A 13,107-nucleotide genomic window follows, 5' to 3' on the forward strand; every position below is an offset into this window, starting at 1 on the left:
TGATCGTAAGATATGTACACTTTATCAAATAGATTAAAAATGTTTTCCATCATCCTGATGGTTCTTGGAGCACTCGGGATTGGATATGGATTTTTAACTGCACCAAAGACAATACAGGATGTTGAAGCCCTTGAAAAGGCAGAAGCCCATCATGGCGGCGGACACGAAGCTGCCGGACATGAAGCCACACCGGCACATGAGGCTCATGAAGCTTCAGCTGAAACGACTCCTGCTGCAGCCGAAGCGCATCACGATGAAGTGGCGACCGAAGAAGCACACGCAGAACATACAACTGCAGTCGTTACTGATACGGCTCACGCTGAACATGCAGCAGCGACTGATACCCTAGCAGTAGCCCATGCAGCCGAAGTTGCTGCACCTGCGCACCATAAAGTGGCCGAAAAGCACGAAACTGCCGTCGATGCTCACGCTGAACACCAGGAACATTTGGAGCACGTGTTGCATCAGTTGCAAAACAAACCTTGGGCTGCACTTTACGTAGCTTGTATCTTCTTCCTTTTGATTACTATGGGAGTCCTTGCATTCTATGGAATCCAATGGGTTGCCCAAGCAGGTTGGTCACCGGTATTGTTCCGTGTGATGGAAGGCATTACGGCTTATTTGCCTGTAGGGTCTGTGATTTTCTTTATTTTCCTTTTGATCTGTGGATTGGATCTGTTCCATTCAAATCATCTTTTCCCATGGATGGTAGAAGGAATCACCGATCCGAAAAGCGAACATTACGACGCTCTTGTCGCCGGAAAATCGGGTTACCTTAACTTCGGGTTCTGGATTATCCGCGCTGCTGTTTTCCTTGCCGGATGGAACCTGTATCGTTTCTTCGCCCGTAAAACAAGCCTGAAACAAGACGAGGCACCGGCCGGAGACAACTTCAACTATAAGAAATTGTTCAAAGGATCTGCAGGATTCCTTGTGTTCTTTATTGTATCTGAATCCATCATGTCATGGGACTGGATTATGTCGCTTGACCCACACTGGTTCTCTACGTTGTTCGGATGGTACGTTTTTGCAAGTTTCTTCGTAAGCGGAATCACGACAATCTGTATGGTGACTTTATACCTCAAGTCAAAAGGTCTTTTGGAATATGTCAACACCAGCCATATCCACGATTTGGCCAAGTTCATGTTCGGTATCAGTGTTTTCTGGACTTACCTTTGGTTCTCCCAATTCATGCTTATCTGGTATGCGAACATTCCGGAAGAGGTTACGTATTTCATCACCCGTATTAATGACTATACAGTTCCTTTCTGGGGTGCTGTTGTGATGAACTTTGTATTCCCAATCCTCATTCTTGTCAATACCGATTTCAAACGCGTAACCTGGATTTTGGTTATCGCTGGTTCAATCATCCTTTGCGGACATTATGTTGACTTCTTCAACATGATCATGCCTGCTACGGTTGGTAAGAACTGGTTTATTGGCATCTCTGAAGTTTCATCGGTACTTTTCTTCCTTGGTTTGTTCCTGTTGGTGATTTTCAATGCACTGACCAAAGCGCCATTGTTGCCAAAAGGCAATCCGTTCATTGAAGAAAGTAAGCATTTCCATTATTAATATTTTAAAGACATACAGATGACAACGTTGTTGGTAATTGTAATTTTAGTCCTTTTATCCATTGCCCTTTGGCAGCTGACCAAGATTTTTGATCTGACTCAGGCCGTCAATGGCATTACGGATTCCGGTACACAGGTAGCTACCGATAAAGACAACAATATCCAGGGTTATCTCATGTTCGGGTTCCTGGCTTTTATTTATATACTGACCATTTACGGTCTGTTGAACTGGGGGCATTTCGTACTTGGCACTCCCGCTTCTGCGCACGGTGCACAGGTAGATAACCTGATGAATATTACCTGGGTGCTTATTTTCTTTGTACAGACCGTAACACAGGCATTGCTTCACTATTTCGCCTTCAAATACCGCGGACGCCAAGGCCAGACGGCTTTGTATTTTGCAGATAACGATAAACTCGAATTCGTGTGGTCGGTTATTCCGGCAGTAGTCCTTGCAGGTCTTATCCTTTACGGATTGTACGCGTGGACAAACATCATGTTCGTTGACGAAGACGAAGATGTAATGGTTGTTGAACTTTACGCCAAGCAATTCAGCTGGGAAGCGCGTTATTCTGGAGAAGACAATCATTTGGGCAAAGCTAACGTGCGTTACATTGAAGGTGTAAATACGTTAGGTGTCGATATGTCTGACCCGAACGCACAGGATGACAAAGTGGTAAACGAACTTCACTTGCCAAAAGGTAAAAAGATATTGTTCAAGATACGTTCGCAAGATGTATTGCACTCTGCTTATATGCCACATTTCCGCGCCCAGATGAACTGTGTTCCGGGTATGGTGACGCAGTTTTCTTTCGAGCCTATTTACACTACAGCTGAAATGCGCGATATGGGCTTCATGCAGGAAAAAGTGGCTCACATCAACGACATCAGAGCTAAAAAAAGTGCTGAACTTGTTGCCAAAGGACTTCCGCCATTGGATCCGTACACATTTGACTATCTGTTGCTTTGTAATAAAATCTGCGGTGCTTCACACTATAACATGCAAATGAAAATAGTTGTAGATACTCCGGAAGATTTCAAAGCTTGGTATGAAACCAAAGAAACACTGGCAAGTGCTGTTAAAGCGGCCAATGCAAAGCCTGAGACAACTGAGCCCGGTTCAGCTCCTGATACGGCAAAGGCTTCCGTTCCGGGAGACACTGCATCAGTAAAACAAGACGCCAAGCCGGTTGCAATGGCATCGGTTAAAAAATAATATCCAGAATACTAAAGTAAACATATATGTCAGCAGTAGCTCACGCACACGACCATAGTCACGATCACGCTCACGGACACGATGATCACGAGCACCATCATAAGGATACTTTCATAACAAAGTACATCTTTTCGATTGATCACAAAATGATCGCCAAGCAGTACCTTATCACAGGTATCATCATGGGGGTAATTGGAGTCGGGATGTCTTTGTTGTTCCGTATGCAGTTGGCATGGCCGGAAGAATCGTTTAAACTGTTCCATTTTATCCTTGGCGAGCGTATGGCTCCGGAAGGAGTTATGAAAAATGATACGTACCTGGCATTGGTTACCATACACGGAACCATCATGGTATTCTTTGTGTTGACGGCTGGTTTATCGGGAACATTCAGTAACCTGCTTATACCACTTCAGATTGGGGCACGGGATATGGCATCGGGTTTCCTTAACATGATTTCATACTGGTTGTTCTTTACTTCATCGGTAATCATGGTTTCCTCTTTGTTTGTAGAATCAGGGCCTGCATCTGCCGGTTGGACCATTTATCCTCCGTTGAGTGCCCTAGAGCAAGCAATCCCTGGATCTGGAATGGGAATGACGCTTTGGCTGGTTTCTATGGCTGTGTTCATCGCTTCATCACTTATGGGGTCTTTGAATTACGTGGTAACCGTAATCAACCTGAGAACAAAAGGTATGTCGATGACACGTCTTCCGCTTACCATCTGGGCGTTCTTCATTACAGCGGTAATCGGTATCATATCTTTCCCTGTACTCTTGTCTGCAGCTTTGTTGCTTATCATGGACAGAAGCTTCGGAACTTCATTCTTCCTTTCAGACATTTACATCGCCGGAGAAGTGTTGCACTACCAAGGCGGATCACCGGTATTGTTCGAGCACCTGTTCTGGTTCCTTGGTCACCCGGAAGTATATATCGTAATCCTTCCTGCGATGGGATTGGTTTCTGAGATTATGTCCACGAATTCACGCAAGCCGATTTTCGGTTATCGTGCGATGATCATGTCGATTCTTGCCATCGCATTCCTTTCGACGATCGTTTGGGGCCACCATATGTTTATGTCAGGTATGAACCCATTCCTGGGATCCGTGTTTACGTTTACTACATTGCTTATTGCGATTCCATCGGCTGTAAAAGCCTTCAACTGGATCACGACACTTTGGAAAGGTAACTTACAGATGAACCCGGCCATGTTGTTCTCAATGGGCTTCGTGTCTACCTTCATCACCGGAGGTTTGACAGGTATCATCCTTGGGGATTCGACACTTGACATCAACGTTCACGATACGTATTTCGTAATTGCTCACTTCCACCTCGTAATGGGTATCTCGGCACTTTACGGAATGTTCGCCGGTATTTACCATTGGTTCCCTAAAATGTTCGGTCGAATGCTGAACAAGAATATGGGTTATGTCCATTTCTGGGTCACTACGGTTTGTGCCTATGGCGTTTTCTTCCCAATGCACTTTATCGGCCTTGCAGGTTTACCACGTCGTTATTACACAAATACAAACTTCCCGTTGTTCGACGAGCTTCAGGATGTAAACATACTTATTACTTTGTTCGCTTTGGTAGGAGGTGCATTCCAGTTGGTGTTCCTGTTCAACTTCTTCCGCAGTATTTTCTACGGAAAGAAATCGGTACAGAACCCTTGGAGATCGAATACGCTAGAATGGACTGCCCCTGTAGAGCATATGCACGGAAACTGGCCTGGGGAAATCCCTCACGTTTACCGTTGGCCATATGATTACAGCAAGCCCGGACATGATGACGACTTTGTTCCTCAAAACGTCCCGATGAAAGACGGAGAAGAACAATTGCATCACTAACATATACGAAAGCCTTTCACCAGAGAGGCTTTTTTATTTGTATCTTGTGGGAAACAAATTTTACAAAGTGGCTACCGAAAAACAGTATAGTAATAAGCAAGTTACCATAGTCTGGAAACCGGAATTGTGTTCCCATTCCACCAATTGCTGGCGCGGATTGCCATCGGTTTTCAAGCCTAAGGAAAAGCCTTGGATAGTTCCCGAAAATGCCTCGTCTGAACAAATAACCAACCAAGTATCGAAGTGTCCGTCTGGCGCACTCAGTTATTTCACCAATCCCGAATCATGACAGAAAACCAACCGTCGTTCAACCCTGACAAAAATAGATTTGAACTTACCATAGATGGTCACACCGCCATAATCGACAGCATACTCGCCAAAGGAAATGTAATGTTTCTCACGCATACCGAAGTTCCCAAAGCCCTCGAAGGCGGCGGAATAGGAAAACGGATCGTGGAATATGCACTCAATTACATCAAAAATCACAATTATACTTTGGCTCCACTTTGCCCGTTTGTCGCCGCATACCTGAAACGGCATCCGGAATGGAAATCTATTTTGGCTGACGGATACAACATAGGCTGATGCAATTCTCAGACAACACAGCCGAACATCAATTCGAATTGGATCTCGGTACAGATAAAGCCATCCTTGAATATGCCATTTCAGGAAATAAAATCCACCTGACGCATACCGAAGTCCCAAAACCGTATCGCGGTAATGGAGTCGCTGCGGAACTGACTAAAAAAGCGCTTCAGTATATCCGGTCAAAGAACCTCGAGCTTGTTCCGCTTTGTCCTTATACGCAATATTACGTGAACAATCATTCGGAATTCCACGATTTGTTATCGGACGGATACCAAATGTAACGGCACACAATTTCTCTATCTTTGCCCCATGAACGAGAATCTCGATCCAACCAACAACAGGTTCAATCCAGAGGAAATGGACCTCGAAAGAAAATTGCGTCCGTTAAGTTTCGATGACTTTTCGGGCCAGGATCATGTACTCGACAACCTCAAGGTTTTTGTGGCAGCGGCAAATCAACGTAATGAGGCGCTTGACCATTCTCTTTTCCACGGTCCGCCGGGTTTAGGGAAAACCACGTTAGCAAATATCCTGGCGAACGAACTTGGCGTCGGTATCAAAATAACATCGGGTCCTGTTCTTGACAAGCCAGGCGATCTGGCCGGTTTGCTTACGAATCTGGAAGAGCGCGATGTATTGTTCATAGATGAAATCCACCGGTTGAGTCCGATAGTAGAAGAGTATCTGTATTCGGCTATGGAAGATTTCAAGATCGACATCATGATCGAATCGGGACCGAATGCACGATCCGTCCAAATCAACCTCAATCCGTTTACATTAGTAGGAGCGACTACACGTTCCGGTTTGCTTACGGCACCAATGCGTGCCCGTTTCGGAATCCAGTCGCGTCTTGAATATTATAACACCGAACTGCTTTCGACCATCATCCAACGTTCGGCCATGATTCTCAAAGTTCCAATTTCAATGGAAGCCGCCATCGAGATTGCAGGCCGAAGCCGCGGAACACCCCGTATCGCAAACGCCCTTTTGCGTCGCGTGCGCGATTTTGCCCAAATCAAAGGCAATGGCAAAATAGATGTCGAAATTGCCAAATATGCTTTGAAAGCGCTCAACGTAGATGCACACGGCCTCGACGAAATGGACAACAAAATCCTCAAGACACTTATTGATAAGTTCAAAGGCGGCCCGGTAGGTTTGACCACATTGGCGACGGCTGTTTCGGAAAACGGTGAAACCATAGAAGAAGTCTACGAGCCGTTCCTGATACAGGAAGGTTTCCTCATGCGAACACCGCGTGGACGTGAAGCTACAGAAAAAGCCTATCGTCATTTAGGTCGTATCCGGACAGATTATCAGGGCGGACTTTTTTGATTCGTCAGTAGAACTTCATCTCGAAAAGCAGATAATGTTCGATGCCTAGATTTTTCCCCCAGTTTTCCATATCGGCATCGGCATCGACCTCACACCACGATTTGCTGCCGTCTTTATGTTCGGTCGGAAGTATGCAGGCAAACGCATAAAACGGCTTTCCGAAATTGATCTTAGATAGCGTTCCGGAGTCACGCAGGCTGTAAGCGTCAGATTTGGTGCATTTGAAATTCCGGTTGATGCCGAACCGTTCAAAGAAGAATTGAACGCGTAAATTCTTTTCAGATGTCTTTCCACTCATAATCCGGAACGCCAGCGTGTCTTTGCCAATCCGGAATACTTCGTGTTGACGGGAATCGAAGATCGTATCGGTCTTTTTGATTTTACCCTTCCAGAATTCCTTCGAGACAATATAATAATTCTTATTCTTTAGCTGCTCCCCAGAAATGCTGACTTTGTAGTAATCCATTCCCTGAAAATCCAATATGTCGCGCAATTCTTTCTTGTCGAATGATCCTTTGCTGGACATGACCAGTTTGTCGTTCTGTGAGATTCCGCTAAAACAGCCAAGGCAAAATGCCATGATGCAACAGATTTTTTTGAATGTATCCATGTGATGTTTTTTTGCCAAATCTAAACTGACGTAAATCGGAATCAGGTTAACACTCCCATAAACAAGGTTAATTAGTGTTAACGCTTTGGCCTGTTTTTTTGACTGATGCCTTACTTTTGGGTCATGGGTAAAAACATAATCCGGATTGTTTCACTAATGGCCGTTTGTGTCGTCGGGATTGCCTTCCTGCAGTTTTTTTACAGCTGGCAGAGTTACCAGGTAGAGAAAAGAACTTTTGTCCGGAACACCAATGAGGCGTTTGCCATTGCCGTAGATTCTTCCTTTTCAATCCGCTACGAACAGATTGCCGCCGAATTCCGCACCTGGATTTCAGATACCGGCTACATCCGTATTTCGACCCACATCAATCCCACCGAAAAAGTCACTGTCTTTACCATGGCCCAGGTTCATCCAGTCGGAAAAGGGCTGGACCAGATTTCAATGAGCCTGGACAATTTCCGGAAACGGCTTGATACCATAACCCCGGAAGCCAGGGATGTGTTTATCGAACACATGGTAAGTGTTGCCCGGAACGACATTAAGAACGGCTATGTTTTTTATTATACGCAGCAATTGGGTAAACGACTGGATAAAATCCGTTTCCATGTTCCGCTTGACACGGCAATTGTCAGGAAACAGTTCCAGATGCAATTGAAAAAGCGCGGTATCATACTGGATTTTAGCCTCAACCCGCAAAAATCGAATGCCGCTTCTTTCAGGACAGATAAAAAGAATATCGCAGTCCGGACCAATGTGACACCTCAATGGATTTACGCAACTTTCAATGATTCCGGATTTTTTGTATTCAAACAACTCAAATGGGCAATCCTTGGAAGTGTCGCATTGCTATTGTTGACGTTGTTCTGTTTTGCATACACGCTGCGACTGCTTTTGACCCAACAAAAACTGGCTCAGATAAAAGATGATTTCATCAACAATATGACCCATGAATTGCACACGCCCCTTGCTTCATTGACTGTCACCGCCGAATCACTCAAAAAATTCGCACACGATCAGGAAAGCCGCAATTCCTATCTCGATATTATTTTGCATCAGGTCAAACGGCTTGGGATACTGACTTCTGAAATACTCGATGCGGCTAAAGTCGGGGTTTTGGTGAATCAGGATAAAAAGGAACTGATGATAGCAAATGTCATTAATGATGTAATTCTTCATTTTCCGAATACCCATATCCGTTACGAAAAGAATCTGGCAGGAACAGCCCTGACAGGAAATGAGGTGGAACTTCGGAAAGCTTTATGCAATATTATTGACAATGCCATTAAATATTCCAACAAGCCATCGGTTGAAATCGGCATAAAAACCAATGAAACCGCCAAGCATGTATTCATTGAAATCGCCGACAACGGCCCCGGAATTCCAGTAGCCGAAAGGGAAAAGGTATTTGATGCATTTTACAGGATCGGCCAGGGAAACCGGCACGATGTCAAAGGTTTTGGCCTCGGTTTGAATTATGTCCATAAAGTCATTTTGAAACACAACGGAACCATTTCAGTATCAGGCAATCCGGAATCTGGAGCCGTATTCACTATCAAACTTCCCAAATGAGGCAACAGCCACACATACTTTTTGCAGAAGATGAACTTTTTCTTGGCAAGGTCGTCAGCGAAAGCCTTGAAAAAGAAGGTTATCACGTAGACTGGGCCACTGACGGAAAAGCCGCTATCACCAATTTTGCCGCTTCAAAATACAGCATCTGCCTGCTCGATGTCATGCTTCCGGAAATAGACGGATTTACCCTCGCGGCAAAAATCCGGAGGATAGACCCGGCCGTCCCTATACTTTTCCTTACGGCCCGCGACGGAATTGCCGACGTAAAGACCGGATACGCCAGCGGAGGGAACGATTACCTAAAAAAACCGTTCAGCCTGGACGAACTTTTTCTCCGGATTTCAGAACTGCTCAGGCGTTCGGCTCCTGTTTTGGCCGAGGGAACAAAAATTGGGAAATTTACGTTTGAACACAAAAAGCTCAGGTTGACCGATGAATACGGCAATGTCGCGAAACTTTCCAACCGGGAATGTGAATTGCTACTGCTTTTGCTCAAAAACCGAAACGAAATCCTCGACCGGAAATTTGCGCTGCTCACGCTTTGGGGCGACGAAAATTTCTTCACCGCAAGAAGCATGGACGTTTATATTACCAAACTGCGTAAAAAGCTTTCAGCCGATCCGTCGGTGGAAATCGTGAACCTCAGGGGTTTTGGATACAAACTAATCTATTGATTTGGGTTTCAGGTTTTGACTACCTTTGCGGTTGCTTGTTTTAATGGCGTGCCGCCGGCCAACAAAAGCTACGGCTGAAGCCTAGTTTTGTAAGGCCGCCGTCGGGCAGGAACCACTCGCTGTGTCGGGCGGCGCCTGCGGCCTCGCGCCACCCGACACGAGCTCACACAACTGGTTCCGTCCCTTACGCGGGCTCATCGTTTGCAAATGAAATCCACGACCCAGAAAAATACCGCATTCATCAAATCCGAAGCAAAACGCCTCGGCTTTCTTTCGTGCGGTATTTCCAAAGCGGGTTTCCTCGAAGAAGAAGCGCCGCGACTCGAAGCCTGGCTCAACCAAAACAGACATGGCCAGATGTCGTATATGGAAAATCATTTCGACAAACGCCTCGACCCGACCAAACTCGTCGAAGGTTCCAAAAGCGTGGTTTCGCTGCTGCTCAATTATTATCCGTCGGAAATCCAAAACCCGGAATCATATAAAATCTCCAAATACGCTTACGGCCAGGATTATCATTTTGTCATCAAGGAGAAATTGCGTGAACTTCTGGAAAGCATCCGCACGGAAATTGGTGATGTGGACGGACGCGCTTTCGTAGATTCGGCTCCGGTTCTCGATAAAGCCTGGGCGGCCAAAAGCGGACTCGGCTGGATTGGCAAGAATTCGAACTTGCTCAGCAAGCAGGTTGGCTCTTTTTTCTTTATCGCCGAACTTATCATTGACCTCGACCTCGAACATGACCACGCGGTCACAGACCATTGCGGTTCGTGTACGGCCTGTCTCGATGCCTGCCCAACCGAAGCCATCATAGCTCCTTATGTAGTCGACGGCAGCAAATGCATTTCCTATTTCACCATCGAACTCAAGGAAAACATCCCGATTGAAATGAAAGGCAAATTCGACGATTGGGTTTTCGGTTGCGATGTGTGCCAGGATGTATGTCCGTGGAACCGGTTTTCAAAATCGCACAACGAACCCTTGTTCAACCCGAATCCGGAATTACTGTCGATGGCAAAAAAAGACTGGGAAGAAATCACGAGGGAGACGTTTCAGGCCGTATTTAAAAATTCGGCGGTCAAACGTACCAAGCTCGAAGGTCTCGAACGCAACATCAGGTTCGTCAAAGAATAATAGGTTGACTTGGCCAAGAATTCAGGAATTCATATTGCATTCTCGTTCCAATTGCCGATTTTTACTTACAATCGGCAGCGAATGAAAAAGATAACGGACAAGGCGCGCAAGTCATTCCAAAAACGGCACTGGTGGAAATGGATTCTGGGCATTATCGTAGGTACTTTTCTCTTTTTAGGAATTGTGGTAGGCGCGGCTGCCTGGTACGTCAAAAGCCACGGGCCCGAAATCAAGGAAAAACTGCTGGCCAAACTCAATGAGAATCTCGATGGCGAACTGGTCATTGGCCAACTGGTTCCGGAGTTCTTCAATGGCTTTCCCAATTTGTCGCTTCGGTTGGAAGACGTGCACCTGAAGGACAAAAAATTCGCATCCCATCACAAAGAATTGCTTAAAGCCGGTTCGGTTGAAATCTCGGTCAATGCGATGGCTTTGCTTCGGAAGAAAATCGACATCGTCAAAATAGGGATCAATGATGCATCGGTGTACATACTTACAGATTCTACTGGATACAGCAATACGGCCATCTTCAAATCAAAGGACAACAAACCTGACGGAACCCGTAAAAGCATGCCGCAACTCAGGCGGTTTTCAATGCAGAATGTCAAATTCACGGCAGACAACCAGCTTCGGAACAAACTGTTTGTGTACGACATTAAAAAACTCAAAGGCGGGCTTGACTATCATTCCGGGGGATTTTCCGCCTCGGCCGGCCTGAGGACTTTCGCCGAAAGCATGAGTTTCAACAAGAGCCACGGCAGTTTCATGGATCATAAAATGGTCGAAGGCAATTTTGATGTCGATTATGATTCCGCGAAAAAAGAACTTGTCGTCAACCCCCGCCGGTTGGATATTGGGGGCGAAAAATTCATTATCGGGGCCAAATTTACATTCGGGGACAAAAGCGCACCTTTCGAAATCCATCTGATAACCAAAGAAATAGTGTGGAAGAACGCATCGGGTTTGTTGGCCAATAACATCCGTGAGAAACTGGATATGTTCGCCATTGAAAAACCCATTTTCGTGACGTGTGATATTGTGGGAGATCTTTCATCGGAACAAGATCCGCTGATTCTGGTAAAAGCGAAATGCCGTGACAATACACTGCATTCGCCCGGCGGAAACGTATATAAGTGTGCCTTCGATGGTTTGTTCACCAACAGGCTTGTAGCGGGCAAAGGGACCGTCGATGAAAATTCGAGCATCATTCTGACAAATTTTTCAGGTGAATACGGAACGATTCCTTTTAAGATGAGTCGTTTCTCGATTGACAACCTCGTCGATCCGATTGCGAAGGGGAAAGTCAGCGGGAATTTTCCGGTAGATAGGATCAACAGCGTCATTGACAAAGAGTTGCTTTTGTTCAAATCCGGAACGGCAGCTTTCAATGTAGATTTTGTGGCCGATATCAACAACTATAAACTGATCCGACCATTGGTTAAAGGGAAAGTCGATGTAATTGGTGGCGAATTGGATTACGTCCCGCGCAATATGAAGTTCCGGAATGTCAACATCGATTTGTTGTTTACTGATCAGGAACTGCAAATCCGCAAACTTGGAATGAACACAGGCAAAAGCGTGTTCAACGTAAGCGGCCAAATCGATAATTTCCTCAAGCTGTATTACAACGATCCAAAATTACTCAAAGCCGATATCTCTTTGTACAGCCAAGAGTTTTTCCTAGCCGAAATGCTTTCTTACATCGAACCGAAAAAAGCAAAGAAAAAAGTCGTTAAAAAGCCCGGGAATTTCACGAACGAACTGGCTGAATTCATCGACCAAAGCAATCTCAATATTGCGCTCAAGGTTGACAAATTGCATTTCAGGAACTTCCTGGCATCTGACGTGCGCGCAAAGGTGACAGTGTCCGATGAAAAAATCCAGATTCAAAACACACGCCTCAATCATGCCGATGGAACCATGATAGTCCACGGTTTGCTCAATCGCGGGCAAAAAACGAATCCGTATACCATGGATGCTACCATTACCGGAGTCAATATCAGGAAATTCTTTGGTGAATTCGATAATTTCGGGATGAAGACCCTCACCGGTAAAAATCTGAGCGGAAAGTTCTATATGACCGCAAAATTGAACGGAAACATTCGCGAAAACGGAACCTTGCAACCCAACAGCATGCAAGGCACGGTCGATTTTACCCTTAAAAAAGGCGGACTGCAGCATTTTGAACCTTTAAAGAATATCGGCAAATTCGCTTTTCCACACCGCAACCTCGACACAATCCTGTTCAAAGACCTGAGCGGATCCTTTACATTTAAAGGCGATAAGGTTCACATAGCCCCGCTTTTTATCAGTTCGAGCCTGTTGAATATGGATATTTCAGGTACGTATTCGTTTGGAAAAGGGACGCTGATGTATGTAGATGTACCGTTGCGCGACCCCAAACGTGATAAGGGAATCACCAATGCCGAAGAACTCGCCAAACGCCGTAACCGCGGTGTCGTAGTGCATTTACTGGCAGCTGATGACGACAAAACCGGAGACGTGAAAATCAAGCTCGCACTCGGAAAAAATCGTAATCAGAACAAAGAAGAACCGTGAACCG

The 13,107-nt window shown here is 45.5% G+C and carries 12 protein-coding genes; 11 read left to right on the forward strand and 1 reads right to left on the reverse strand.

The window, feature by feature from the left end; translation table 11 throughout:
• Positions 1–12: 12 nt before the first annotated feature.
• From G6047_RS03505 to ruvB, 7 genes are all read left to right on the forward strand, one after another.
• Positions 13–1,575 carry a quinol:cytochrome C oxidoreductase gene (locus tag G6047_RS03505; RefSeq protein WP_169526091.1) on the forward strand — a complete coding sequence of 521 codons (1,563 nt, stop codon included), beginning with the start codon at positions 13–15 and terminating at the stop codon, positions 1,573–1,575.
• Positions 1,576–1,593: 18 nt separating this feature from the next.
• A complete protein-coding gene (locus G6047_RS03510) occupies positions 1,594–2,790 on the forward strand; it encodes a cytochrome c oxidase subunit II (RefSeq protein WP_169526092.1) in 1,197 nt (398 codons plus the stop codon).
• 26 nt (positions 2,791–2,816) lie between these two features.
• The gene (locus G6047_RS03515; RefSeq protein ID WP_169526093.1) at positions 2,817–4,634 is read left to right on the forward strand and encodes a cytochrome c oxidase subunit I; all 1,818 of its coding nucleotides are present in this window, start codon (positions 2,817–2,819) and stop codon (positions 4,632–4,634) included.
• 67 nt (positions 4,635–4,701) lie between these two features.
• Positions 4,702–4,923 carry a (4Fe-4S)-binding protein gene (locus tag G6047_RS03520; RefSeq protein ID WP_169526094.1) on the forward strand — a complete coding sequence of 74 codons (222 nt, stop codon included), beginning with the start codon at positions 4,702–4,704 and terminating at the stop codon, positions 4,921–4,923.
• Positions 4,920–5,219 carry a GNAT family N-acetyltransferase gene (locus G6047_RS03525; RefSeq protein ID WP_169526095.1) on the forward strand — a complete coding sequence of 100 codons (300 nt, stop codon included), beginning with the start codon at positions 4,920–4,922 and terminating at the stop codon, positions 5,217–5,219. The genes G6047_RS03520 and G6047_RS03525 overlap by 4 nt, the downstream gene beginning before the upstream one ends.
• Positions 5,219–5,503 carry a GNAT family N-acetyltransferase gene (locus tag G6047_RS03530; protein ID WP_169526096.1) on the forward strand — a complete coding sequence of 95 codons (285 nt, stop codon included), beginning with the start codon at positions 5,219–5,221 and terminating at the stop codon, positions 5,501–5,503. Before G6047_RS03525 ends, G6047_RS03530 begins: the two co-directional genes overlap by 1 nt.
• Before the next feature lie 28 nt (positions 5,504–5,531).
• Positions 5,532–6,554: a Holliday junction branch migration DNA helicase RuvB gene (gene ruvB / locus G6047_RS03535; RefSeq protein WP_169526097.1), complete on the forward strand. Its 1,023-nt coding sequence runs from the start codon at positions 5,532–5,534 to the stop codon at positions 6,552–6,554.
• Between the two features lie 4 nt (positions 6,555–6,558).
• Here the strand turns inward: ruvB and G6047_RS03540 are convergent, their stop codons facing one another.
• Positions 6,559–7,164 carry a hypothetical protein gene (locus G6047_RS03540; protein ID WP_169526098.1) on the reverse strand — a complete coding sequence of 202 codons (606 nt, stop codon included), beginning with the start codon at positions 7,162–7,164 and terminating at the stop codon, positions 6,559–6,561.
• A 123-nt stretch (positions 7,165–7,287) separates the two neighbouring features.
• Here G6047_RS03540 and G6047_RS03545 point away from each other — a divergent pair, with 123 nt between their 5' ends.
• The 4 genes from G6047_RS03545 (at position 7,288) to G6047_RS03560 (ending at position 13,103) form a co-directional block, all read left to right on the forward strand.
• Positions 7,288–8,733: a sensor histidine kinase gene (locus G6047_RS03545; protein WP_169526099.1), complete on the forward strand. Its 1,446-nt coding sequence runs from the start codon at positions 7,288–7,290 to the stop codon at positions 8,731–8,733.
• A complete protein-coding gene (locus G6047_RS03550) occupies positions 8,730–9,410 on the forward strand; it encodes a response regulator transcription factor (protein ID WP_169526100.1) in 681 nt (226 codons plus the stop codon). The genes G6047_RS03545 and G6047_RS03550 overlap by 4 nt, the downstream gene beginning before the upstream one ends.
• Positions 9,411–9,617: 207 nt before the next feature.
• Positions 9,618–10,544, forward strand: a complete 927-nt coding sequence (queG, locus tag G6047_RS03555) for a tRNA epoxyqueuosine(34) reductase QueG (RefSeq protein WP_169526101.1) — start codon at positions 9,618–9,620, stop codon at positions 10,542–10,544.
• A gap of 81 nt (positions 10,545–10,625) precedes the next feature.
• A complete protein-coding gene (locus G6047_RS03560; RefSeq protein WP_169526102.1) occupies positions 10,626–13,103 on the forward strand; it encodes an AsmA family protein in 2,478 nt (825 codons plus the stop codon).
• Positions 13,104–13,107: the final 4 nt, after the last annotated feature.

The sequence above is a fragment of the Flavobacterium silvaticum genome (assembly GCF_012911565.1).
Classification (GTDB): Bacteria; Bacteroidota; Bacteroidia; order Flavobacteriales; family Flavobacteriaceae; genus Flavobacterium; species Flavobacterium silvaticum.